A 25,673-nucleotide genomic window follows, 5' to 3' on the forward strand; every position below is an offset into this window, starting at 1 on the left:
TTATTCTGCCAAAAGTTTTTCTAAACTTTTTTTCTCTGCTTCAGGTAATGTTGGTAACAGGCTTTCAAACTGCTGTCGGTAACCTTCTTTCTTCAGCAGCTTACGAATGTTATCCTTACCAAATTTTACAAACTGCCATTTATGATGCAGTGTAGCATTTACCAGATTTTGCAGTACAACCGGATCCTGTTTACCTAAATAAAGCAAGTTAGCTAATGCATTAAGACGCACTGTACTTTCATAACCGGGAGCTGCATAACTTTGAAGTTCTTCATAAAAACTTTCCTTTTCAGTATCATGATAACCTTTGGCTTTATATGCGAGCGTTAACCACAAAATACGTAGGTTTTTATCATTAAAGCCTACCCAGTCTTTGCCTGCATCTAAAAATTCATCCTGCCTGTCAGGAAAATTTCTGCAAAGTACATTTATTGCAATTTCGCGTGTTATATAAGAATCATCATATAAAAAAGTTTTATACTCCGGTATAAAGCTTTCTGGAAAAACAGTTACAGTTCTTGCAACTGCCTGACGCAGGCGTGTATCTTTATTCTGCATTGCAAGACGTATAAAATCTTCTTTTTCATCAAAAGGTACATCAGCAGTCTGAAATATAGCTTCTTCTTTTAGTGCATAAAAAGCATTAGATTCCATCATCTGCATAAAAACCTTTTTCTTTTCTTCAAAACTATTATTCTGAAGTTCTCCTACTCCAAAATATAATTCCATAAATTCGTTTTGTTTGAGCAATTCTATAGCCTCATCAACCTGAAAACTCCCCGATTCAAGCCAGCGTTTTTTCCAGTCGTTAGTGTCATAAGATGAAATTTTGTTAATCTCTGCCAAAAATTCATCGGTATTTACATTTTTAAAAGCATATTTTTCCAAATAGGATTTTACAGCAGTTTGAAACGCATCATGGCCTACTCTTTCTCTAAGCACGTGCAAGGCCCATGCACCCTTTTGATAAAATGAAAGCGAACTTGCCTTTTCGTTTAATACAGGTATTGTATCTGTTTTAGAAGCCTGCTGCAAGCGTTCTGCCATTTGATACATTTCGTAATTAAAATGATCTTCCCCAAAAAGCTTCTGCTCGGCAAGCAATGCATAATAGGTTGCAAAACCTTCCTGCAGCCAGTGATGCTTACCGCTTTTGGCTGTAACAAGATCGCCAAACCATTGATGAGCCAGCTCATGTGCATTAACATTGGTATAGGTACGGTCATTAAATCCTATAGAATCTACCACAAAATCCTGAGCAAAAATCGTAGAGGTAGTATTCTCCATTCCTGCATAAAGAAAATCGAGTACGGGAACCTGACGATACACTCCCCAGGGATATTTTACACCTATTTCCTGTTCAAAAAAATTAAATATATCCCAGCTATAACGATAAGTGGTTGCAAAATCCGCACTGTCTTTTTCTCTTAGATAAAACTCTAAAGGTGTCCCTGAAGCCGAAATCATTTCCCATCTTTTAAATTTTCCAATAGCCAGCATAACAAGGTAGCTACTCATAGGATTTTCCATTTGGTAATTCCACTTTTGAGATGCCCCTTTTATAGATTTATCTTTAAGCTTTCCATTAGATAAAACAGTATATTCTTTATTAAAAGAAGCAGATATATTAAAAATAACCTTTTCATTTACATCATCAAAACTTGGCAGCCAATGGCTGGTATATTTACCCTGCCCCTGTGTCCATATCTGAACATCGTTACAATCATTAACAAAATACAATGTTTGTTTTGGCTGTACGGAATAATCAAATTCCAGTCTGTTTTTCCCTTTCTTAAACCCCTTATAAAGTTTTAATGCTTTAGAAGAACTTACCCATCCGGCTTTTTTCCCATTAATAGTAACATTACTAAACTGCATGTTATGAGCATCAATAAAAATGGTATCGGTTTTTTTATCAATTACATTGAAAGAATAAACCATTTTACCAATAACTTTTTTTTGAGGCACATCAAAAGAAATGTCAGCGTTAGCGGTAATAAAATCTACCTTATTAGTTTGCTGTGCAAAAGAAAAAGTAGTTATAAGAAGAAAGAAAAGGTATTTCATTTGAATTTTCGGCGTTTATACAAAGCTAAGCAATTGCATATGTACTGGCAACGGTTTATTTTTAGAACATAACGTTAAAAACAGGAATAAGGCTGGTATATTTTTTCTAATTTTATATTTCATTCTGCTAATGCCACACCTATGCAATTACAAGCCGGACATATTTTAAAAAAACTGATACAATCTATATGTATTCTTATAGTACTGGTATCATCTTATACAGTTAATGCACAACTGTTAACGGCTACAAAAAGTGCTGCCGAAACAACAGAAGAAATCCCGCAGGATTCTTTAGGCAGGCGCAATCCCCGCGGAACGGTTAATGGATTTATTCAGGCTATGGCGGATCAGAACTACGTTAGGGCAAGTCAGTACCTGGTATTAAGCAAACGTTCTTTCAGGAAGGAAGAAGAAAGAGAACGCATAGTAAAATCTTTTCAGAGTTTACTCGATCAAAGCGGCGATATTGTTCCCTATTCATTAATAAGCAACAAAAGTACGGGACGCACCGACGATGATCTTGGACAGGGTATAGACCTTGTAGGTACAATTACAGTAGACGATAAACCTATAAGCCTTTATGTAGAAAACCAGGCAGGCGAAAAAGATCCGCCGCTATGGCAATTTTCCGCAGAAACGGTAGATGCTATTGCGGCAATAAATACTGAAGACCAAACATTGCTTGACAGAATACTGCCGGATGCACTTAAAGAAAGAAAGCTCGCAGGAGTACCTGTAGGCCACTGGGTTGCAGTTGTAGTATTAGTGCTTATTTCCTATTTAATGGCATGGGGAATTATTGCACTCATTAGTTTTTTACTAATAAAATTATGGCCCAAAGCACGCACGCAAAAAATGGAAGCCATTATAGAGGCTTTTTCGTTACCGCTAAAATTATATCTGGCGGTTTGGCTTTTTGTCTCGTTATCGCAGCATGTAGGTATTTCTATTATAGTGCGTCAAAGGTTTAGTTATATAACTGTTACCATAGGCATTGTAGCATTTTTAATATTACTTTGGAAACTAACTGACTTTATAAGCGTTTACAGCAAGGAGAAAATGACATTGCGTGGCCGTATATCTGCCATATCCGTAATATTATTTTTAAGAAGAACCGCTAAAATGGCTATTGTTATAATAGGTGTAATAGCTATTCTTGGTGCTATAGGTTTTGATGTTACCACCTGGCTGGCAGCATTAGGTATTGGTGGTATTGCGCTGGCTTTAGGTGCACAAAAAACTGTAGAGAACTTTGTAGGAAGCGTAGCCCTTATAACCGATCAGCCAATACGTGTGGGAGATTTTTGCCGTGTGGGAGATATTAAAGGAACCGTAGAGTCTATAGGGATGCGCTCTACAACACTGCGCACAGTGGCAAGAACGATAGTAACCATACCTAATGGCGAATTCTCTTCTAACAGTATCGAAAATTATTCACAGCGCGATCGTTTCCTGTTTAACCATGTGTTTGGCTTAAGAACTGAAACTTCACCGGATCAGATACGTTATCTTCTGGTTGAATTACGTGCAATACTCTACTCCCACCCTTTGATTAATCCCGAACCGGCAAAAGTGCGGTTTACAGGTGTGGGGGAAAGTTCATGGAATATTGAAATACTGGCTTATATAGAAGTGGGTAATTTTGACGCCTCGCAGGAGGTACAGGAAGATTTATTACTCCGCATGATGGATGTAATAAACAAAAGCGGCAGTGGTTTTGCCTTCCCTTCTCAAACGGTATATTTTGCAAAAGATGGCGGCCTGTCTAAAGAAAAATCAGATGAAGCCGCGACCAAAGTAAAAAACTGGAAAGAAAACAAAGAGTTACACCTGCCTAAATTTGACCCGAAACATATTGATGAACTTAAAGGTAGTATTCAGTATCCCGAGGAAGGAAGTGTTCTTAACAAAGATGAAGAAAACGGCAAATAGCAAAAGATGTGTTTTTGCATAATTATGTATGCTTTCTTATCTTCGTGATCCGATTTCGCTTTGTGACCTCGATGGGATTCGAACCCGCAACCTCACGTATTTATGAACAACCTACTCGAAACCCCTATTGAATACCTTAAAGGTGTGGGCCCGGCGCGCGGTGAGCTGCTCCGGAAAGAGTTGGGTATTCATAAGTATGCCGACCTTATAAACCTTTACCCAAACCGCTATATAGACCGTACCCGCTATTACCGCATCAACGAATTGCTAAACAGCAATAGCGAAGTTCAGGTGGTAGGCAAAGTAATAAACATCAAGTCGATTGGCGAGAAGCGAACACGTCTTGTGGCTACTTTTACCGATGGCACAGGCGAAATGGAACTGGTTTGGTTTCAGGGGCAAAAATGGATTCGTGAGAACCTGAAGATCAATACGCCTTATGTAGTGTTTGGTAAAGCCACATCGTTTAATGGCGTATTTAATATGGCGCATCCTGAAATGGAATTGCTTACCGAGCATGAGCAAAGCCTGCGAAGTGCTATGCAGCCTATCTATCCTTCTACCGAAAAACTGGTACAGCGTGGCATTACCAATAAGGTAGTAAACAAGATCATGCAGCAGTTGTTTATAGAAACCCAGGCATTGTTTACCGAAACCCTGCCCGGACATTTAATAAACGAACTGCAGCTTATCCCGAAAAATGCGGCATTGTTTAATGTGCATTTCCCTAAGAGCCAGGATTTGCTGGCAAGGGCACAATTCAGGCTAAAGTTTGAAGAATTATTTTTTATTCAGCTACAGCTTATAACCAAGAACCTTATAAGGAAACATAAAATAAAAGGGAATCCGTTTGATAAGGTAGGCGATTATTTTACAGGGTTCTACCAAAATCATTTGCCTTTTGAACTGACCGGTGCGCAAAAACGTGTTTTAAAAGAGATCCGTCATGATATGGGGCAGCCTGCCCAAATGAACCGCCTGCTACAGGGCGATGTAGGCTCGGGTAAAACCATTGTGGCATTAATGAGTATGCTATTAGCACTGGATAACGGATTTCAGGCGTGTTTAATGGCGCCGACAGAGATATTAGCCAATCAGCATTTTGCAGGGCTAAACGAACTGGCTAAGCCATTAGGAATAAACATAAAGATACTTACCGGCTCAACTAAAACGTCAGAGCGAAAAATTATACATGAGCAGTTAGAATCGGGGGAGCTGCATATTATTATTGGCACCCATGCCCTGCTTGAAGATAAAGTTCAGTTTAAGAACCTCGGACTGGCTATTATAGACGAACAGCACCGTTTTGGTGTAGAGCAGCGCAGTAAATTATGGCATAAAAATGAGATTCCGCCGCATGTGCTTGTTATGACCGCCACCCCTATTCCGCGGACGCTTGCCATGAGCCTGTATGGTGATCTGGATATTTCGGTAATTGATGAACTCCCTCCCGGACGTAAACCCATACAAACGGTTCACCGTTATGACAGCAACCGCCTTAAAGTATGGGCTTTTCTTAAAGAAGAGATTGCCAAAGGAAGGCAGATATACATTGTTTATCCGTTGATACAGGAAAGCGAGAAAATGGACTATAAAGACCTTATGGATGGCTACGAAAGCATTTCGCGCGACTTTCCATTACCGCAGTACAGCGTGAGCATTGTACACGGTAAAATGAAACCCTCGGAAAAAGACAGCGAAATGGAACGTTTTGCCAAAGGCAAAACCAATATAATGGTAGCCACCACAGTTATAGAGGTAGGTGTAAATGTACCCAACGCCAGTGTTATGATCATAGAAAGTGCCGAACGTTTCGGGCTTTCGCAATTGCACCAGCTTCGCGGACGTGTAGGACGTGGGGCCGAACAAAGTTACTGCATATTAATGACAGGACAGAAACTTAGCAACGACAGCAAAATACGTATGGACACCATGTGCCGTACCAACGATGGTTTTGAAATTTCTGAGGTTGACCTTAAACTGCGCGGCCCCGGTGATATTATGGGCAAACAGCAAAGCGGTGTACTCAACCTGCAAATTGCCGATTTGGTACGAGACAAAGACATACTACAACTGGCACGCCACCATGCCATAAAGATACTTAAAGACGATGCCGCCCTGGCACGCCCCGAGCATACTGCTATGCGCAATGCTTTTTTGGAAATGAGCAAGAAGAAAAGTATTTGGAATTATATTAGTTAACAGTTGCTTAATTATACACACTACGCGATCCCTGTCATTACGAAGAGAAACGACGTGGTTTAATATCAAAAGAAAATTTAACTTAATACCCTGATAATCTCACCTAAAAGCACATCCAAATCACTACTAAAATTAACTTGAGTTTTTGTTGGCAAAATCTCTTTTTTCCTAATATGAGTATGTAAAAACGAATCTGCTATTTTTCTGGAACTTTTATCTAAATGTATCATTGAATCTTTAAAACTTTTTGAACCATGCCCTCCCGCAACATCAGTAAAAGTCGTTTTGTTAAAAATTGGTGGAACGTGATCAATAATGGCACGCGTTAGCATTCCAACAGAAAAATAACACTTTGTTGAATATGCAACATTCAACTCTATACATTTTCTTACAAGTTTAGTTAAATCAAATTCTAAATTATTTATTTTTTTCAATTGTTCAATTCTTTCAGGATCAACAAATACTGATCCTTCCCCTAAATCTTTATTTTCTTTTTTTATTTGATCAACAATAAATTCAGTATGTGCTTTTTCGTCATAAATCAATTCCCCCATTTCATTTACCCACATAAATCCATGCACTTCAACCTGAGTATTTTTATTACTATTTTTAATTTCTGTTTTTAAATATTTAGTCCAATCCTCCATAACTTTAATTAATTTATCGACATCAATACTAAGTCGATATAAGGCTATAACATATTGGGCACTTTGTTTAAGTGATTTACCAGAATTTTTTAACCTATAAAATTCTTTAAAAACAACTTGGTTCGTTATTCCAATTTTTATTACTCCATCAATAGTTCCCTCACTTAAAAATTTAATGTAACTGTCAGTTATTTTAAGTTTTTCATTTTCTTCGATTATAATACCACATAAGCGCAAAAAATTAAGAGCTTTTTTTACATAGCTAGGTGTTTTTGCAATTGCATAAACAATTTTATTCTCAGTAATATCATCAGCTGAATATAATGTGAAATATTCTAAAATTTCTTCACATAACTTAAATGAAGGACTAATTAGATGCATTGGCTAATAACTTTTTTCTGATTTTTACTAAAGTTGCTTCAACAATTAGTAGATCATCCTCTTCCTGAATTTCTAGTGTTGTATTCATACCAGGTCCAACAAATTTAATTGTATATACATTCGATGGAACAATTAAAGCCTCATCAAAATAAGGTTGAGGTATTGACGGGTTAGTTTCAACATTACTTGATATGATTTCGGCATTAGACTCTACATCGTCATCATTTACAATTATTTGATTGTCGTTATCGTCATTTAACAAAATATCGTTACCTGACAAAGTAGCTAAGGAAGCTATACTTAATAATTTAATCAAAAACTCACCTCCTTTTTGATAATATACGGGACTTTTGTTAGGTATTCCATCTTTTAGAAAATGCTCTAACTCATGTAATGTTTTTTCTTTTTCATTTTTAAAAAATTCAGATTTTAAAGTTTGAAATAGAATATGGTTTTTAAAATGCTCTTTTAATTTATCTTTAGCTGCATCTTCTCTACCAGCTTTTAGTTCATAAGTTATATTTCTAACATAAGAGTTTTCATTAACTAAAAATTTTTGATTTTTTCCTTTCCCTCTTTCTTCTTCAACGATACCTAAATATTTCAGATAAGATAAATTCCTACTAATGTTATCCTCATTATTAGTATACAATCCCGACTTAATTAATTGTTCTTTACTAAATACATTTCCTGTTTTAGAAATAGTCAATAAATATCGCCATATTGATTCAGGATTAACAAGCATCCAATTGCTTGGTAACTTAATCTTTTCATTTAAATTCTCCATAATTTTTAATTATTATATACAAAATAAAAACAACTTACCTAGACAACGTAAGTCATTTTCAAAATTACAAAACAAGAAATATAAATCATTTAAATTTTATTCACAAAACATACCATTTATTAACATTTAAAGCGTAATATTTATGATTTAAAATAAAACTGTTAATCTAATTTTTCACTTATCAACTATTCCTTAACTTAGGAATATGAAAATCGCAACTTATAATGTAAACGGAGTTAACGGCAGGCTTCCGGTACTTTTGCGCTGGCTTGGCGAGGCAAAGCCTGATATTATATGCCTGCAGGAGCTTAAAGCACCACAGGAAAAGTTTCCTGAAGCTGAAATTAACAAAGCAGGCTATAATGCTATATGGCACGGGCAAAAGCAATGGAACGGTGTCGCCATCCTCTCAAAAACAGGTTTAAAAGCTGAAGAAGTGGGCCGTGCATTGCCCGGTGATGCCGAAGATGTACAAAGCCGTTACCTTGAGGCTATGGTTGAGGGCATACTTATCTGCTGCCTGTACCTGCCCAACGGCAATCCTGCCCCCGGCCCTAAATTCGATTATAAATTAAAATGGTTTCAGCGATTGACCAATCGTGCCAAGGCATTGTTAGAATTTAAAATTCCGGTTATCCTGCTGGGCGACTTTAATGTTATGCCTACCGAACTGGACGTATATAAACCCGAACGCTGGGTAAAGGATGCGCTCTTCAGGCCGGAAGTGCGTGAGGCTTTTCATAACCTTGTGGCACAGGGCTGGACAGATGCCATACGTAAACTCTACCCCAACGAGAAGATCTATACCTTTTGGGATTATTTCCGAAATGCATACGGCCGCGATGCCGGACTGCGGATAGATCATTTCCTGCTAAGTCCGCAACTCGTAGATAAATTAAAAAACGCTAAGGTTGACCGCCATGTGCGCGGCTGGGAAAAGACCAGCGATCATGCCCCCGTATGGATAGAGATAGATAGTAAATAGGTTTGCGCAGTTTTAAATCAGCACTCACCAATGTACTGACAACCGGCTGTTTAATGAAAAACACGTTATTAAACCAAGTTTTTATCGGTTTACCTGTACATAATTTCCATTCATCTATTTAAAACTACCATTCACCTAAAAATCAAATAAGTATAATTTTGATTGAGTAAGTTTGGGTATAACTTTAAACCTTACGCTCATGAGAAATGCCCCCCACGCACATTCTTTCAGGAAAAACTTTACTTTAAGGTTTTCAGCGCTTATGTACGCTGTTACACACCTGGAATCGATTATTAGGTTTTAAACGAAATAAGGTGGGTACTTTTAGAAGTACCTGCCTTATTATATTACATCATTATACATCATAGCCGAAAAATATCTCTACATTTTTCTACATTTGCTTTCGTTAAAATACAATAGCAAACTATGATCTCATACAACCCAAAAGAGTGGTTCTCATTTATTTTCAGGTTTCATAAAGGCGATACCTTCAGAAAATTAATTCCTATAATGGCAGGCATTGCTGTTTATTCCGCCATTATTGCTTTTCTGGAAATCGAGTATTTTCAGCTTTCAGAAGCCAGTCACATAAAGAATGTTACCGTTATGCATACAATGCTGGGGTTCGTTATCTCATTATTACTTGTTTTCCGAACCAATACTGCTTACGACCGTTGGTGGGAAGGAAGAAAAATGTGGGGTGCGCTGGTAAACAACAGTCGTAATTTAGCCCTAAAGCTTGCCGTTATACTTCAGGAGAAAGAAGATAAAGAAATTATGCGCAAACTTATTCCTGCTTATTCTTCTGTACTTAACCTGCACCTTAAAAACGTAGATATAAGCCATGAGTTGTTTGATGATGCAACACTCTCGGCAGATCATTACAAACACAAACCCAACCAGATAGCTAAAACCATTATGGCTAAAATTAATGAATTGTATAAGCAGGGCAAAATAACCGGCGATCAGCTTATTATACTTAATGCCGAGGTGCAGTCGTTAACAGACATTTGCGGTGCATGCGAGCGTATAAAAAACACTCCTATACCCTATTCTTACAGTGCTTTTATTAAGAAATTCATTTTTGCTTATGTAATTACACTGCCTTTTGGCTATGTGTTTCAGCTTGGTTATTATGTTATACCTGTAGTAGTATTTATATTTTATGTGCTTGCCAGCCTTGAGCTGATTGCAGAAGAAATTGAAGATCCGTTCGGTAATGATCCTAATGATCTGCCAACCGCTAAAATTGCCGAGAACATAAGTAAAAATGTGGAAGAGCTAATTTATTAAAACGCAGCTTTACAAATAAATTAACAGAACTGAAAAATATCATTTATAACTTTATTGTTCAAAAAATTTAAAGTTATGAAAGACGATAAAAAACCTTCGGAAAGCAGAATAACTGCCGATGATAACATGAGTAATAATGCTCATTATACAAAATCCGGAAAAGTTGTACGTGAAGACGAGCGTGATCAAAACGACAGCTCTGAAGAATGGAATGCAGAAAAAAGCCGCACAAGCCGCAACAAATAACCAATTATTTACCGGTAGATAAAATGACCGATACAATTACCTCTGAACGCCTGACAATTGAAAGGCTGTCTGTTAATGACGCAGTATTTATATTCAAACTGCTCAATTCAAAAGAATGGATTGATAATATTGGAAACAGGAATATTGTAACACAGGATGATGCTTTAAACTATATTAAAAAAGTAAATGCCGTAGATGATTTTTATTTCTGGACGGTAAGGATCGGTGAAATTCCTATTGGTATAATTACCCTGCTCAAAAAAGAATACCTTCCCTGCCCCGACATTGAATTTGCTTTCCTTAAAGAGTATTCGGGTAAAGGATATGCTTTTGAGGCAAGTAAGGCTGTTATAGATCAGGTGGTACACAAGCACAATATAGCTCCTGTATGCGCCGTTACTATAAAAGAAAATACCAGATCACAAAAACTTTTAAAAAGACTGGGGCTAAACCGGCAGGGAACTATTACTCTTGAAAATGAAGAGCTTGAGTTATTTATGCTGCCTGATAAAAACTGATTAACATGGCATACAAATTGATAGTTGTTATGTTAAAATAATTAGATTTGCAATGTGCAGGCAAAGCTTTAAAATTATGAGATACATATATACCAGATACTTTTTTATTTTTACGCTGATACTTTCGGGAACATGTATGTTCGCACAGATAGATAACCCAATGGGAGGACTTTCCATACCAAAAAGCAATACTACAACTACGGCATCTCCTACCCTTCCTGCAAAAGCTGATGTAATTTCACCTATAACTCCTCCTAAAAAAAATTATTCTTCATCTGACTTTAAAGAAGAAAGTAATTTTAGCATGATTAAAAAAGACGAGTTTGTTAACCGTGGTACAGAATTTCAGGAGAAAGTAAATGCCAGCGTACAGCGAAAAGGAGAATCAAACGAAGCATATCGTGGTAATCAGTCTTTTGGAGAAATACGTACAAAATCCGGATATTTAAATATACTTTCCGCAGATTACGGACTTGAAGATGGCGACAGGATTAGAGTTCTTGTTAATGACCGTGTTGTAATTCCTGAATTTACACTTACAAATAATACAAAAGCTTTACAAATAATGCTTCAGCCTGGATTTAACAAGATTGATTTTGAAGCAATGAATCAGGGTACCTCAGGGCCTAATACGGCTCAGTTCAGTGTTTATGATGATAAAGAAGATCAGCTGTTATCCAATCAGTGGAATTTAGCTACAGGATTTAAAGCAACTGTAATGGTTATAAAAGAATAGTGTAGTATATTTGTCTGTAAGCCAACTAAACTTATGAGACGTTTATTATTACAATACCTGCCACTTCTTTTTTTACTTGTATTTTTACCGGTTACCGCACAGGAACACAAAGCAATACTTTATTTTCTTGACGGCACAGACATTAGTGGGTATGCAACCCTAAAGTTCGATAAAGAATCTTTTTATGGCATGCCACAGGATAAAATTGTTTTCAGGGTATCTAAAGACGAGGAAGCCGATACATGGGATGAAGAATCTGTATCTAAAGTCGTATTTACTGACTTTGAGTTTCCCCGAACTTTTGAGTATGTTGAAATAAAAACCTTTAATGTTTCAGAATATTATCTTTTGGAATTATTAGTTTCAGGAGAGGTTAATCTCTATGCAGACGCTATGGAAGCATGGAAAATGAAACCTGCCAAAGAAGATGAAGGTACTCTGCCAATACCTGATGAAAAGTACTTGAGGGTTAAGCGAAAAAATGAAACAAAACTAACTGCTTTTGGCGGAAGCAAAAGAAAAATAGCTAGTTATTTTTATGAATGCCCCGGTATTATTGAAAGGCTGAACAGTAATGTTTTTAATGTAAGAACGTTAATGGACATTGTAGAATATTATAATGATCTGTGCGATACTGAAATTGCAGATATTGAATCGGCAAGGAAAAAAGCAGAAGAAGACGATCAGAAAGGTGAATAAAAAAATGCCCCGCAATATGCGGGGCATTTTTATAATTTAATCATTCATTGATATAAGAAACTCTTCATTGTTTCTTGTTTTCTTGAATCTTTCATTAATAAAGTCCATAGCTTCAACAGGGTTCATATCAGCAAGATATTTCCTCATTATCCACATACGTTGTATTGTTTTCTCGTCAAGTAATAAATCATCTCTTCGCGTACTTGAAGAGGTAAGATCAATAGCCGGGAATATACGCTTATTAGCAATTTTCCTGTCAAGCTGAAGTTCCATATTACCTGTACCTTTAAATTCCTCAAAGATAACTTCATCCATTTTAGAACCTGTATCGGTAAGTGCAGTTGCAATAATACTTAAAGAACCTCCCCCTTCAATATTACGTGCAGCACCAAAGAAACGTTTTGGCTTTTGAAGTGCATTAGCATCAACACCTCCACTTAATACTTTACCCGATGCAGGCTGAACTGTATTATAAGCTCTTGCAAGACGTGTTATAGAGTCAAGAAGAATTACTACATCATGACCACATTCAACTAAACGTTTTGCTTTTTCAAGCACTATATTAGCAACTTTTACGTGACGCTCTGCAGGCTCATCAAAAGTAGAAGCAATAACTTCACCCCTAACGCTGCGCTGCATATCTGTTACCTCTTCAGGGCGCTCATCAATAAGAAGAACAATTAAATATACCTCAGGATGATTAGCCGCAATAGAATTGGCTATATCTTTAAGAAGCATAGTTTTACCTGTTTTCGGCTGGGCAACTATCATTCCCCTTTGTCCTTTACCTATTGGTGAGAACAAATCTATTATCCTTGTAGATATAGTACTTTGTTTATCGGCAAGATTAAATCTTTCCTCAGGAAAAAGCGGCGTTAAGTGTTCAAAAGACACCCTGTCGCGAACAACTTGCGGATCATGACCGTTAATTTTTAAAACTCTTACAAGAGGGAAATATTTTTCACCTTCTTTAGGCGGGCGAACCACACCTTTTACAGTATCACCAGTCTTCAGTCCGAAAAGACGAATTTGAGAATTTGATAGATAAATATCATCCGGAGATGCAAGGTAGTTGTAATCTGATGATCTAAGGAAACCGTATCCGTCAGGCATCATTTCAAGAACACCCTCGCTCTCTATAATTCCATCGAACTCATAATCAGGTTCGCGATAATTTTGTTTTTTATTTTGAGGTGTATTTTGTGCAGCTACAGGCTGGGCAGCAGCGACTGTGGGTTGTGCTGCAGATCCGTTTTCCTTATTAAGGTTGCCCTTATAACTGGGATGGTTAGGATTGTTGGCATTAGCCCTTTCAATCTGTGCAAGCCTTTCTTCTTCACTAAGCTGAGGTTTCTGTGGCCTGTTTCCCGGTGCCGCCTTTGTTTCGGCACTTGCGGCAGCTTGCCTTGCCTGCGCATTATCTTTTGCAGGAATATTTCTTTTTCGATTTTCTTCCTTTACAGGAGTTTCTTTATCCGTACCAGCCGTTTTAGCAGATATATCAGCTGCTTTTGAGGCTGTTTCAGTTTCACCAGCATCTGCTTTGGCTGTTGGTTTTTTAAATTCTGGTTTAGTCTTAGCTGCAGCAGTATCTTTTTTTTCAGCTTCACTATCAGCTACAGGTTTCGTTACTGCCGTTGACGGTTTAGCAGGTTCTGTTTTTTTAATTGCAGAATCTTTTTTAGCACTATCAGGAGCTATTCGTGCTCTTTTAGTTTTTTCAGCCGGCTGCTCTGTTACTGCAGTGGGTGCAGGAACAGCTTCTTCAAAAAGAGGCTTAATAGTAGAGGGGTTAGCAGCCTGATGATCCAGTATCTGGTAAACCAATTCATCTTTTTTAAGACCTCTGTATTTATTTATTTTTGCCTTTTTTGCAATTTCCTGAAGCTCAGGAAGCTTCATTTCTTTTAGTTCGGAAATATCAAACATGAAAAATTTTTGGTTAAATTAAATAGTGTAATGGTAATGTTTTGGTGGATGCAATTTTTAGGGTTACCCCTTTACTTCAGAATGAAGCAGTTATGATTTTGGTACTGCAATATTACAAATTTATTTTTACTATGCAATAGTATTTTTTAAAAAGAAAGCATATTTTTGTACAGCAAATAAAGCAAAAATGTTACAACGAATACAAACAGTATATCTAATTATATCATTTATAGCAACGGGAGTACTACCATTTGTATTGCCAATTGGTGTTACTGAAACGGGTGAAAACTATTACTTTATAAGAGATCTTTCTTTTGTAATGCTGTTTGCCTTTAGTACAACATTAAGTATTGTAAGTATACTTACTTATAAAAAAAGAAAAAATCAGTTTGTAATGGGCAGGCTGAACATAATATTAAATTTAATTTTATTAGGGTTATTTATAATTAGGGTACTAAACTTATCCGGAGAAACAGATCCTGAAAAGGTGGTTTCAGAGAAGGGTATTGGATTGCTTCTTCCTATTGTTTCTATCGTTTTTTTAAGCTTAGCCAATAAAGCTATCAAGAAGGACGAAGATCTCGTAAAATCAGTAGACCGATTACGATAAACCTTTTAACTTAGTTTATTAGTGCGTTAAAAAAGCCAGACCATACGGTCTGGCTTTTTGTATTATTTGACTATACTATCTCTTCCCTATCTCTATTACTTCAAGATTCTGAATTTTTTCTCCTTCAATTTCAAACCGCAACATTGTACGCACCTGATGAAAACCGCTAATACCCGCAGCTCCCGGATTCATATGAAGCAACCCTAATTTTTTATCGAACTGAACTTTTAATATGTGTGAATGTCCGCAAATAAAAAGTTTAGGCGGGTTAAGATTTAATTCTTCCCTTACTGCCTGATTGTATTTTCCCGGATATCCGCCTATATGGGTTATCCATACATCTACACCTTCACACATAAAACGATTATTTAACGAAAATTCCAAACGGGCTTCATTACTGTCTATATTACCATAGACCGCTTTCAATGGCTTTTCTTTTTTAATAGTATCCGTTACCGAAAGATCGCCAATATCCCCTGCATGCCAAACCTCGTCTGCCTGGTGTACATATTTCAGTATTGTATCATCTATATAACTGTGAGTATCGCTAAGCAGGAGAATTTTTGTCATTTTTTTATAGTTACAAAAGTGTAAGAGTTACAAAGCTGCAAAGTTTTCAGGAGGTTTCAAAGTAAACAAGTCAATTATGTACAATACACTTTAAAATTTAGACTCAAATTTTTAACAGCAAAATACTGCTGCTTTGAAACTTCTAATTCCACAAACTTTGCAACTGAGCTACTCTGCTACTTCGTAGCTTATTCTTATCTTTGCAGCCTTATGAGGTATTTTATAGAGTTTGCATATAACGGAAAAAATTATTGTGGCTGGCAATATCAACCGCACAGCCCATCAGTACAGGAAACATTAAACAAAGCACTCTCAACTCTCATAAGAACAGAAATAGACGTTACTGGAGCCGGGAGGACAGATACCGGTGTACATGCCCGCCAAATGTATGCGCACTTTGATCATGAAGAGATTAGAGATACGGCAAAACTTATTCAAAGGCTTAATTCGTTTTTACCAAAAGATATTGTTGTTTATAATATTATACCATTACACGACGGTGCCCATGCTCGTTTTGATGCTGTAAGCCGTACTTATGAATACCATATACATACCTTTAAAGATGCTTTTGACAATGAAGGAAGCTGGTATAACTTTAACAGCCTTAATGTAGAAAAAATGAACGAAGCAGCTCAGCAGCTTTTTAATTATACCAATTTTAAATGCTTTTCAAAAACACATACCGATGTAAGAACATTTAACTGTGATATTAAAGAAGCATACTGTGTACAAAATGGCAATAAACTGGTATTTACTATTAGCGCTGATCGGTTTTTAAGAAATATGGTGCGTGCCATTGTAGGCACTTTGGTTAACGTAGGGATGGAAAAAATAACTATAAACGACTTTAAAGATATTATAGAAAGTCGCGACAGAAACAGAGCAGGTTTTTCGGTTCCTGCTCACGGATTATATCTTACAAAAGTAATTTATCCGTACCTTTAAACCGATAAATTGATATGAAAGCCATAAAATCTACATCGTTTCAAAAGGTAATGCAGTTTGCAAAACCTTATAAAGCCCGTTTTGTATGGGTAATATTATCCTCAATATTTCTTTCTTTATTTGCTGCAGCAAGGCCCTACCTGCTAAAGCAGACTGTTGATGCTTATCTTATTCCTAAAGATACATCAGGACTTGTTTTTTATGTAACCCTTATGGGTATTGTTTTAATGCTTGAAGTGTTGTCTCAATTTTACTTTGTGTATCTGGCTAACTGGCTGGGACAGGATATTGTAAAAGATATTCGTGAAAAGTTATTTATGCACATAAATAGCTTTAGAATGAAGTTTTTTGATAATGAGGCTGTAGGAAGACTGGTTACAAGAACAGTTTTTGATATCGAATCTATTTCAAAAATATTTAGCCAGGGGCTGTTCATGATAATCAGTGATATGCTGAAGATGCTTGTTATCCTTACATTTATGTTTTACATGAACTGGAAGCTAAGCTTAGTAGTTATGCTTGCCATGCCTGTATTGGTATATGCTACCCGAATTTTTCAGAAGAAAATGAAAGGTGCATTTGAAGAAGTTCGTACACAGGTAGCAAATCTAAATACATTCGTTCAGGAGCGTGTTACAGGTATGCGCATAGTTCAGCTTTTTAACCGTGAAGACATCGAGTATGAAAAATTTAAGGAAATAAATAAAAAGCATAATGATGCCTGGCAGAAAAATATCCTTTACAACTCTATCTTCTTCCCTATTGCCGATACTATATCATCATTAACCTTAGGTGTAGTTATATGGTATGCGGGTATTAGTATTGTTAGCGGTGATACTATTACCGAGCCTGGCGACATGTTCGCCTATATAATGTATATAGGAATGCTTTTTAATCCGTTGCGCCAGATTGCAGATAAGTTTAACGAGATGCAAATGGGTATTGTAGCTTCGGACAGGGTTTTTGAATTACTTGAAATGGAAGACCTGGTGCAGACAACAGGAACTGTTACAGCAGGGCATTTTAAAGGTGAAATTCAATTTAAAAAGGTACATTTTAGTTATATAGCAGACGAAGAGGTAATTAAAGGCATAGACTTAAAAATAGAAGCAGGAGAAACGATTGCTATTGTTGGGGCTACAGGAGCAGGTAAATCAACTATTATTAATCTGCTTAACCGTTTTTATGAAATAAGCAGCGGAAAAATTACTATTGACGGAACCGATATTAATGAATTTACACTTGAAAGCCTTAGAAAGCAAATAGGTATTGTATTACAGGACGTTTTCTTATTTGCTGATACTATACTGAATAATATAACACTTAATAACCCTGAAATTACGCGTGAAACGGTTATTACTGCCGCAAAAGATATAGGGGTTCATGATTTTATTATGAGCCTGCCGGAAGGATATGACTATAATGTAAAAGAGCGCGGTGTTATGTTGTCATCAGGTCAGCGACAGCTTATCGCTTTCTTAAGAGTATTGGTAAGCAACCCAAGTATCCTGATACTTGATGAAGCTACATCCTCTATTGATACTTACTCTGAAGAGCTAATACAAAATGCTACAGATAAAATTACTGAAGGCAGAACATCTATAATTATAGCGCACAGGCTTGCAACAGTTGTAAATGCCGATAAGATTATAGTTATGGATAAAGGAAAAATTGTTGAGGCAGGATCACATTATGATCTTATAAACCGTGCAGAAGGGTATTATAAGAACCTGTATTATTCACAGTTTGTTGTAGAAAATGAAACTGAATAATAAATGGTAAGGGCTTATTACAGCCTATAAAGGATTAATAAACATTTTAGAATAACCAAATTTATACTTACTTTCGTAGGCACAAATTAATACAGAAATTATACACTGATGAAATACGATGTTATTGTTTTAGGAAGTGGCCCGGGCGGATATGTTGCCGCTATCAGGGCAGCACAATTAGGATTTAAAACTGCAATTGTGGAAAAAGAAAACCTTGGCGGTATATGCCTTAACTGGGGCTGTATCCCAACGAAAGCACTTTTAAAAAGTGCACAGGTTTTTGATTACCTGAAACACGCTTCAGATTACGGACTTACCGTAAACGAATTTGACAAAGATTTTGGTGCTGTTATTGCACGCAGCCGTGGCGTTGCCGATGGTATGAGCAAAGGAATACAGTTCTTAATGAAGAAAAATAAAATTGATGTTATAGATGGTACCGGAAAACTTAAGCCGGGTAAAAAACTTGATGTAACTTCTAAAGACGGAAAAACTACAGAGCTTAGTGCAGATCATATAATTATTGCTACTGGTGCACGTTCTCGCGAACTGCCTAACCTGCCTCAGGATGGTAAAAAAGTAATTGGTTACCGTCAGGCTATGAACCTGCCGGAACAGCCAAAATCTATGATAGTTGTAGGTTCAGGAGCTATAGGTGTTGAGTTTGCTCATTTTTACAACTCTATGGGTACTAAAGTAACAGTAGTTGAATTTATGCCAAACATTGTTCCTGTAGAAGATGAGGATGTATCAAAGCATTTTGAGCGTTCGCTTAAAAAAGCAGGTATAGAGATCATGACTAATTCTTCCGTAGAGAAAGTTGATACTTCAGGTAACGGAGTTAAAGCTACAGTTAAGACTGCTAAAGGCGAAGAAATTCTGGAGGCTGATATTCTTCTTTCTGCAGTAGGAATCAAATCTAATATAGAAAATATTGGTCTTGAAGAAGTAGGTATTGCTACAGACAGGGATAAAGTATTGGTTAATTCATATTATCAGACTAACATACCGGGCTACTATGCAATTGGAGATATTGTTCCGGGTCAGGCATTAGCACACGTAGCTTCTGCAGAAGGTATTCTTTGCGTTGAAAAAATCGCAGGTTTACATGTTGAGCCATTAGATTACGGAAATATACCAGGCTGTACATATGCTACTCCTGAAATAGCATCTGTAGGTTTAACTGAAAAACAGGCTAAAGAAAAAGGATATGAACTTAAAATAGGTAAATTTCCGTTCTCTGCTTCAGGTAAAGCCAAAGCTGCAGGCACTCCTGATGGTTTTGTAAAAGTTATATTTGATGCTAAATATGGTGAATGGTTAGGTTGCCATATGATTGGTGCTGGTGTAACAGATATGATCGCTGAAGCCGTTGTTGCAAGAAAACTTGAAACAACAGGTCATGAGATTATCAAATCGGTTCACCCTCACCCAACTATGAGCGAAGCTATCATGGAAGCTGCTGCGGCTGCTTATGATGAAGTTATTCACTTATAGTATTTCACAGAAAGTAATAATTGGCAATATACCGACATTTATAATAAAATCCGCCTTGAGCAATCAAAGCGGATTTTTATTTGAATTAATTCTTATTTTAGCACGAATTAACCTGTAACCATTCATGAAGAAAATTTTTACCCTCTCATTATTTATCCTGTTCTTATCTGTTCTAGCAAGTAGTTGTAAAAATGATACCGAAACTATTGTTAATAAAGAAAAAACTACTTCTCCTGAAAAGGCTAAAGATGAAGTATTTGCTGTTGCAGATAAATTTCACACCGCATTTAAAAATAAGAACATTGAGGAAATAAAAAACCTCCTTACCGGAGAAGGCTTTTATATGGGTACAGATCCTGCTGAAGTATATAACTCTTTAAGTTTTACCGATTATCTAAATAAAAAACTACTGAATCCTGCCATAGGAACTATTGAATATACTATTGACAGGCGCGAGTTAGTTTTAGATGACGATGGTAATGGAGCTATTATAGTTGACCAGTTTAATCCTGCTGTTTTTACACAGAATATTCCCTGGAGGATGTGTTCTCATCTTATAAAAAAAGATAATAGCTGGAAGTTTAATTTTATCTCTTTTTCACTTACACCTGATAATGATGTTTTACCTGCAGTAAATATGGCTGCTTACCGTGAGGAATAACTTTACATCCTATCCTATCCTATCCTATCCTATCCTATCTGTTAATTTTGAAATTAACGACTCTTTAGTACTGATCGTTTATAATCATAACTATATTTAATATTTAAAAACACGTTATGAGCAAACTCAGGAAAAAGGCGAAAAAAAGCAGCGAAAAAAAGAACAAACTTGGCGTTAAAAATTCGCTTGTAAATAATATCAATGCCCGAAAGCATAAAGGAATTTCACGGTCTAAAAAGAAATCTACAGTTTCTAAAAAGTCATACAAAAAAATGCAGAAGAACTGGGGTAGAAAAAATAAAAAATAAACCTGAAAAATAGAAAAACATTTTCTAAACCATGATTAATATCAGGTAATGTGGTTTTTGTCTTACATACTTTTGACTTGTAATTCAAAAACAAATACACATGAAAAAATTAATATTATCTGTTCTGGCTCTAACATTATTAGGACTAACAACAGTATCTGCCCAAACAGAAAAACAAGATTTATCTCGTGATCTTAAAAAATGGCAGGTTCGTGTTCGGGGTATAGCTGTTACTCCTGATGAAAGCGCCAATATAAATGTAATTGGCGGTGATGCTTCTATATCATCTACATTTATACCTGAACTTGACTTTACTTATTTTTTTACTAAAAATTTTGCAGCAGAACTAATTTTAGGAACATCAAAACATGATGTAAACACAACCGGATCTGATATCTCAGCAATTGGGGGACCTTCAAAAGCAAATATAGATCTTGGCAGTGTTCGGCTATTACCTCCTACACTTACTTTTCAGTATCATTTTTATCCATTAGCAGATAAAGCCTTTAAGCCTTATGTAGGAGCCGGTATTAATTACACCATTTTTTATGATGCTAAAGAAGGTAATACTGTAAAGGGTATTGAATATGAAAATGCGGTAGGCTACGCTTTTCAATTAGGTATAGACTATATGCTAACTGATACTTTTTTTATAAACATAGATGCTAAGAAACTGTTTCTTAGTACCGATGTAACCGTAGATGCTTCTAACCTTTCACCGGAGCTTAGCATACCGGCCGAAGTGGACATCGACCCATGGCTATTTGGCTTTGGTGTAGGCATGAAGTTCTAAATTGTAGCTTATGTTGTAAAGCCGCCACATGGCGGCTTTTTTATTTTATACAGTCATTAATGCAGCTATCAGCATGTCAATATCATTTTTAGTATTAAAATGACTGAAAGAAATACGTAAAGAAGGTTTCTTAACATCTTCACCTGTTAGTATTTCTTTCAATACATGAGAAGGTTTAACACTTCCTGACTGGCAGGCACTGCCTCTTGAGACTGCTACGCCCTGCATATCAAGATGAAATAATATCATAGATGTTTTTTCATCAGGTAAAGGAAGCATAACATTTATAATATTGTAGAAAAGGTCTTCACTATATCCATTAATCTTATATCCCGGCATATGAATATCCATTTGTTCAATAAAATAACTTTTCAATGAACTTATATACTTTGTTTCTTCTTCCATATTTTGACATGAAATTTCAAGTGCCTTCGCCATTCCTGCTATCTGATGAATTGCTTCTGTTCCTGCTCGAAATCCTTTTTCCTGCTCGCCGCCATAAATGAGAGGCTCAACAGTTATATTCTTTTTAATATAGGCAAAACCAACTCCTTTAGGCCCATGAAATTTGTGTGCGCTGGCAACTAAAAAATCAACAGACAAATTTTGAAGATACAAAGCTGTTTTACCCATAGATTGTACAGTATCGGTATGGAAGTAAGCATTGTGCTGTTTACAGATACGGCCTATTTTATCAATATCCAAAACTGTTCCTGTTTCATTGTTAACATGCATTAAGCTGACAAGAGTCGGAGTTTCCTGATCGAGTAATTGCACCAGATGAGTTATATCAATACTGCCATCCGGTAATAAATTCACATAATCTACCGTAACATTAAACTGTTTCTTTGCTTCAATTACCGAATTAAGCACAGAGTGATGCTCAATTTTACTACTTATGATTCTCTTAATACCAAGGGCTTTTACTGCACTGAAAATAATCCAGTTGTTTGCTTCGGTTCCGCCTGATGTAAAAATTATTTCACGTGCTTCTGCATTTATTTGTCTTGCAATATTTTTACGTGCCGTTTCTATAATAACTTTTGCACTTCTGCCAAAACTATGTGTAGATGAGGGATTGCCATAATTTTCGGCAAGTATGTGCGTTATTTCTTCTATTACTTCCGGTCGAAGAGCAGTTGTAGAAGCGTTATCTAAATATGCTTTTTTCATTGGTGCAAAATTACTTAAAAAGATTTTACCATTTTATTTTATGCTATATAGCTTACAAACATTTCTAAAAACTGATTAAAAACATTATTTTTGTTTAAAATACTCACATATGAAAAAGATTTTTAGCCTCATTGCCATACTTATAATTATAGCAGGCTGTGATGATGGTGATATAACTTTTAAAACATTTAATTTTACTGATGCAGAAGTAAATGTTTGTACAAATACAGACATAAATACATTTTATAAACAAAATGAAACTGAGATCCTAGAATTAAAACTTGCAGAAGGATCATTAAGGAACAGGTCAACAGTAGATCCTGAAACTAAAAATGATATCCCATACACTATTGCTGTTGGCGGAGATGCTCCTAATAAAATTACTTATAAAAATTACAATAGTAAAGTAACAAGTTATTGTACTTCTACAACTGCAGCATCTGAAACATGGAATGGAACAGGAACACTTTCTGTAATTACCAGAGAAAGAAGAGTAGATGGCAAATTAAAGGGATATAGTCATGTAATAACGCTGCAAAATATCACCTTTAGTAAAGGAGACGAAACCATAACTATAAATAATAATGCGTTTGGCAGTGTAAATAAAGATTTCAATTTTGATTTTGATTTTTCACAAAATGATGCAGATCCTATAGTGCAGAAATGCGACGAAACTTCAACCTTTATTTATACTACTAAAAGTAAAGAAGTATTAGTATTAGCTTTTAATGACTTTAATGGAACTTTTCAAAACACCAGTGGTACTACAGAAATTGCTTTGGGTGCCGGCAGTGATGATAATACACTAAAATTCACATTATACGATGGCACTTTAACCCGTAGTAAAATATGCGATCCTGATTCTCAGGCACCGGTTACTCCAAAGTCAGTTGAGCAATGGCAGGCAACTAATGGAAATATAAAAATTGTAACTACAGAACAATCAACAGGAGAATTTGAGCACAAAATATATTTATATGATGTTACTTTCTTAAATACTGCAACAAACGATGTATTTATATTGTCTGATGTGGTTGATACAACTGAAGATAATGGCTATTTATTCGGAACTTATATAACAAGCCCATAAAAAATCCCGCTTCGCCGGATTTTTTATTTTACCTGTTTGGGTTTTGCTTAATATAAACTTCTGTAGCACCCAATCCGTATTTTTGATAATCGGCATCTTTAAAATCTATTCCTTCATAGCGCCCAAGCAAAAAATCAAGTTCTGCTTTTAATACTCCCTCTCCTACTCCATGGATAAATACAACTTTTTGCATTCTGTTTTTTATAGCAAATTCAAGTTGTCTTTTGGCAGTGTCCGATTGTAGGGTTAATATATCATAATTAGACATTCCTCGTTTGTTGGGCACCAGCTTTTCTATATGCAGGTCAACTTCTAGAACAAAATCATCTTTACGTGATTTTTTTTCTTTTACAAAACTTCGTTTCCTGGGTTCTTCTTTCTCCTTCAAAACAGCATTTACGCTTTGATGGGAAATAAGTGATTTCAATTCATTTGAATTATGATTCTTAACAAGCTCTTTTTCTTCAAAAGCAAGTTCAAATCCTTCATTAGTCTCAATAATAATTTTACCGCCCTTAAATGCTTTTACGCGGCCGCTGAAAGAGTCATCTAATACTGTAACCTCATCACCTATCTTAAACATCATTGTGATTTTCTTCGTTGTTATCTCCCTGATTTTTACTCGGAACTTTAGACATAAGTTTCATCATTCCCATCATAAAAATGACTATACAGCTTATCATAATAAACATATTAGGATGACCTGTAGATTGTTCATATAAAGCAACAAAAGCTGCGGCAAAAAATAAAACTATATAAATAGTTTTCATATAAATAATAATTTAATTATAGCTTGTGCTAATTTGCAAATATATACTTTCTGGCTAACTCATTAAACTCTAAAACAAAAAACCTCCGGCCAGGAGGTTTAAATAAATTATAAAATCTATCCGATTAAAAATAAACATTGCAACCGGGCAATGCTTTTTTAATAACTTCCCTTTCCTGTTCAGATATAGGATTTCCTGTAAGTATTAGTGTTTTTAGGCCTGTCATTGCAGATATCTGGCTTGGTAAACTTTTAATATTATTATGTGACAATGATAGCAATTCAAGATTTGTAAGTTTGCTAATGTCTATAGGTACTGCCGAAAGTTTATTGTGATCTGCAATTAGAGATTTTAGTTCTCTAAGGGACGCTATTGTTTCCGGGATATTTAGTAACTGATTATACTCCAGATTTAGCTCCTGCAAGGATAATAGTTTTATCCATTCTGCATCAAATTCATTAAACTGGTTTCTTCCCAAATGCAGGGTTTTGAGTTTTTTTAGCCCGGTAATATCCTGTGGTAAATAGCTTAACTGATTATTATTTAATGCTAAAACTTCCAAATCACTGCATTTACCAATGCTTCCCGGAACAGAAGTGAGCATGTTCTCTGATAAATACAGATATTTTAATTTTTTTAGTTTTTCAATCTCATCCGGAACTCCTGTAATTTCATTATCGGAAAGATTTAAATTTATAAGTGATTTGAAAATTGAGATTTTTTTTGAAATATATTTTAAATTATTTCCCTGCATATTAATAACTTCAAGTTTAGTCTGATTAAACAATACATCATCCCAAATTGCCAGATTATTTCCCATGAGGTTTATAAAATGTAACCCTTTTAAATTATTAAGCTCTTCCGGAAGGTTAAAGTAATGCCTGTCACGCAAGTTTAGCTGGGTCACGTTTTTTGCTGCCAGAGCATCTGTTATGCTATAATAAACAGGCTCTTTTAAAGGATTTGCATTTTGAGCGTAGCTGTTAATAGCAAATAGGACACCTAAAAACAAAATTGAATTTTTAATCATAATAAAAATTAAAAAAGGACCGATATGAACAT

The 25,673-nt window shown here is 35.9% G+C and carries 25 protein-coding genes; 16 read left to right on the plus strand and 9 right to left on the minus strand.

All coding sequences use genetic code 11. The features are described from left to right. Positions 1-2,067: a M1 family metallopeptidase gene (locus NHE85_RS15700; RefSeq protein WP_252813085.1), complete on the minus strand. Its 2,067-nt coding sequence runs from the start codon at positions 2,065-2,067 to the stop codon at positions 1-3. A 141-nt stretch (positions 2,068-2,208) separates the two neighbouring features. On the opposite strand from NHE85_RS15700, the gene NHE85_RS15705 reads away from it, so the two are divergent. Together NHE85_RS15705 and recG are read left to right on the plus strand one after the other, a co-directional pair. Continuing rightward, the gene (locus NHE85_RS15705; RefSeq protein ID WP_252813086.1) at positions 2,209-3,999 is read left to right on the plus strand and encodes a mechanosensitive ion channel family protein; all 1,791 of its coding nucleotides are present in this window, start codon (positions 2,209-2,211) and stop codon (positions 3,997-3,999) included. Between the two features lie 102 nt (positions 4,000-4,101). Continuing rightward, on the plus strand, positions 4,102-6,201 hold the full coding sequence (gene recG, locus NHE85_RS15710; protein ID WP_252813087.1) for an ATP-dependent DNA helicase RecG: 2,100 nt from the start codon (positions 4,102-4,104) through the stop codon (positions 6,199-6,201). A 77-nt stretch (positions 6,202-6,278) separates the two neighbouring features. Here the strand turns inward: recG and NHE85_RS15715 are convergent, their stop codons facing one another. Further along, the gene (locus NHE85_RS15715) at positions 6,279-7,229 is read right to left on the minus strand and encodes a hypothetical protein (protein ID WP_252813088.1); all 951 of its coding nucleotides are present in this window, start codon (positions 7,227-7,229) and stop codon (positions 6,279-6,281) included. Then, positions 7,216-8,016 (minus strand): hypothetical protein, encoded by an 801-nt coding sequence (locus tag NHE85_RS15720; RefSeq protein ID WP_252813089.1) that lies wholly within the window; start codon positions 8,014-8,016, stop codon positions 7,216-7,218. The genes NHE85_RS15715 and NHE85_RS15720 overlap by 14 nt, the downstream gene beginning before the upstream one ends. Before the next feature lie 205 nt (positions 8,017-8,221). Between NHE85_RS15720 and xth the strand changes: the two genes are divergently transcribed. The 6 genes from xth to NHE85_RS15750 all read left to right on the plus strand — a co-directional run bounded on the left by xth (position 8,222) and on the right by NHE85_RS15750 (position 12,493). Then, the gene (xth, locus tag NHE85_RS15725) at positions 8,222-9,001 is read left to right on the plus strand and encodes an exodeoxyribonuclease III (protein ID WP_252813090.1); all 780 of its coding nucleotides are present in this window, start codon (positions 8,222-8,224) and stop codon (positions 8,999-9,001) included. A gap of 426 nt (positions 9,002-9,427) precedes the next feature. After that, positions 9,428-10,294: a bestrophin family protein gene (locus NHE85_RS15730; RefSeq protein ID WP_252813091.1), complete on the plus strand. Its 867-nt coding sequence runs from the start codon at positions 9,428-9,430 to the stop codon at positions 10,292-10,294. Positions 10,295-10,369: 75 nt separating this feature from the next. Then, positions 10,370-10,540: a hypothetical protein gene (locus NHE85_RS15735; protein WP_252813092.1), complete on the plus strand. Its 171-nt coding sequence runs from the start codon at positions 10,370-10,372 to the stop codon at positions 10,538-10,540. Further along, positions 10,501-11,058, plus strand: a complete 558-nt coding sequence (locus NHE85_RS15740; RefSeq protein WP_252813093.1) for a GNAT family N-acetyltransferase — start codon at positions 10,501-10,503, stop codon at positions 11,056-11,058. Before NHE85_RS15735 ends, NHE85_RS15740 begins: the two co-directional genes overlap by 40 nt. A gap of 76 nt (positions 11,059-11,134) precedes the next feature. Continuing rightward, a complete protein-coding gene (locus NHE85_RS15745) occupies positions 11,135-11,794 on the plus strand; it encodes a hypothetical protein (RefSeq protein ID WP_252813094.1) in 660 nt (219 codons plus the stop codon). A gap of 33 nt (positions 11,795-11,827) precedes the next feature. Further along, positions 11,828-12,493 (plus strand): hypothetical protein, encoded by a 666-nt coding sequence (locus NHE85_RS15750; RefSeq protein ID WP_252813095.1) that lies wholly within the window; start codon positions 11,828-11,830, stop codon positions 12,491-12,493. Between the two features lie 36 nt (positions 12,494-12,529). On the opposite strand, the gene rho is transcribed toward NHE85_RS15750, so the two are convergent. Then, complete coding sequence (gene rho, locus NHE85_RS15755; protein ID WP_252813096.1) at positions 12,530-14,422, minus strand: transcription termination factor Rho; 1,893 nt, start codon at positions 14,420-14,422, stop codon at positions 12,530-12,532. 187 nt (positions 14,423-14,609) lie between these two features. On the opposite strand from rho, the gene NHE85_RS15760 reads away from it, so the two are divergent. Continuing rightward, a complete protein-coding gene (locus NHE85_RS15760; RefSeq protein WP_252813097.1) occupies positions 14,610-15,032 on the plus strand; it encodes a DUF4293 domain-containing protein in 423 nt (140 codons plus the stop codon). A gap of 75 nt (positions 15,033-15,107) precedes the next feature. Here NHE85_RS15760 and NHE85_RS15765 read toward each other — a convergent pair whose 3' ends face one another. Then, complete coding sequence (locus NHE85_RS15765; RefSeq protein WP_252813098.1) at positions 15,108-15,602, minus strand: metallophosphoesterase; 495 nt, start codon at positions 15,600-15,602, stop codon at positions 15,108-15,110. Between the two features lie 210 nt (positions 15,603-15,812). On the opposite strand from NHE85_RS15765, the gene truA reads away from it, so the two are divergent. The 6 genes from truA to NHE85_RS15795 all read left to right on the plus strand — a co-directional run bounded on the left by truA (position 15,813) and on the right by NHE85_RS15795 (position 21,578). Further along, positions 15,813-16,547 carry a tRNA pseudouridine(38-40) synthase TruA gene (gene truA / locus NHE85_RS15770; protein WP_252813099.1) on the plus strand — a complete coding sequence of 245 codons (735 nt, stop codon included), beginning with the start codon at positions 15,813-15,815 and terminating at the stop codon, positions 16,545-16,547. A gap of 14 nt (positions 16,548-16,561) precedes the next feature. Continuing rightward, positions 16,562-18,319 carry an ABC transporter ATP-binding protein gene (locus NHE85_RS15775; RefSeq protein WP_252813100.1) on the plus strand — a complete coding sequence of 586 codons (1,758 nt, stop codon included), beginning with the start codon at positions 16,562-16,564 and terminating at the stop codon, positions 18,317-18,319. Between the two features lie 108 nt (positions 18,320-18,427). Continuing rightward, positions 18,428-19,816, plus strand: coding sequence for a dihydrolipoyl dehydrogenase (gene lpdA / locus NHE85_RS15780; RefSeq protein WP_252813101.1), 1,389 nt, complete (start codon positions 18,428-18,430; stop codon positions 19,814-19,816). Between the two features lie 124 nt (positions 19,817-19,940). Continuing rightward, on the plus strand, positions 19,941-20,477 hold the full coding sequence (locus tag NHE85_RS15785) for a nuclear transport factor 2 family protein (RefSeq protein ID WP_252813102.1): 537 nt from the start codon (positions 19,941-19,943) through the stop codon (positions 20,475-20,477). 116 nt (positions 20,478-20,593) lie between these two features. Then, complete coding sequence (locus NHE85_RS15790) at positions 20,594-20,785, plus strand: hypothetical protein (protein ID WP_252813103.1); 192 nt, start codon at positions 20,594-20,596, stop codon at positions 20,783-20,785. A gap of 100 nt (positions 20,786-20,885) precedes the next feature. After that, positions 20,886-21,578, plus strand: a complete 693-nt coding sequence (locus tag NHE85_RS15795) for an OmpW family protein (RefSeq protein WP_252813104.1) — start codon at positions 20,886-20,888, stop codon at positions 21,576-21,578. Positions 21,579-21,623: 45 nt separating this feature from the next. Here the strand turns inward: NHE85_RS15795 and NHE85_RS15800 are convergent, their stop codons facing one another. Then, complete coding sequence (locus tag NHE85_RS15800) at positions 21,624-22,751, minus strand: cysteine desulfurase family protein (protein ID WP_252813105.1); 1,128 nt, start codon at positions 22,749-22,751, stop codon at positions 21,624-21,626. Between the two features lie 109 nt (positions 22,752-22,860). On the opposite strand from NHE85_RS15800, the gene NHE85_RS15805 reads away from it, so the two are divergent. Further along, positions 22,861-23,841, plus strand: a complete 981-nt coding sequence (locus NHE85_RS15805) for a hypothetical protein (protein ID WP_252813106.1) — start codon at positions 22,861-22,863, stop codon at positions 23,839-23,841. A gap of 28 nt (positions 23,842-23,869) precedes the next feature. Here the strand turns inward: NHE85_RS15805 and NHE85_RS15810 are convergent, their stop codons facing one another. The 3 genes from NHE85_RS15810 to NHE85_RS15820 all read right to left on the minus strand — a co-directional run bounded on the left by NHE85_RS15810 (position 23,870) and on the right by NHE85_RS15820 (position 25,641). Then, a complete protein-coding gene (locus tag NHE85_RS15810; protein ID WP_252813325.1) occupies positions 23,870-24,424 on the minus strand; it encodes a Smr/MutS family protein in 555 nt (184 codons plus the stop codon). Beyond that, positions 24,417-24,611, minus strand: a complete 195-nt coding sequence (locus NHE85_RS15815) for a hypothetical protein (protein WP_252813107.1) — start codon at positions 24,609-24,611, stop codon at positions 24,417-24,419. Before NHE85_RS15815 ends, NHE85_RS15810 begins: the two co-directional genes overlap by 8 nt. A gap of 124 nt (positions 24,612-24,735) precedes the next feature. Then, entirely contained in the window at positions 24,736-25,641 is a 906-nt protein-coding gene (locus NHE85_RS15820; protein ID WP_252813108.1) for a leucine-rich repeat domain-containing protein, read from the minus strand. Positions 25,642-25,673 lie beyond the last annotated feature (32 nt).

The organism is Flavobacterium sp. NRK1 (assembly GCF_024054175.1).
GTDB lineage: Bacteria > Bacteroidota > Bacteroidia > Flavobacteriales > Flavobacteriaceae > Flavobacterium.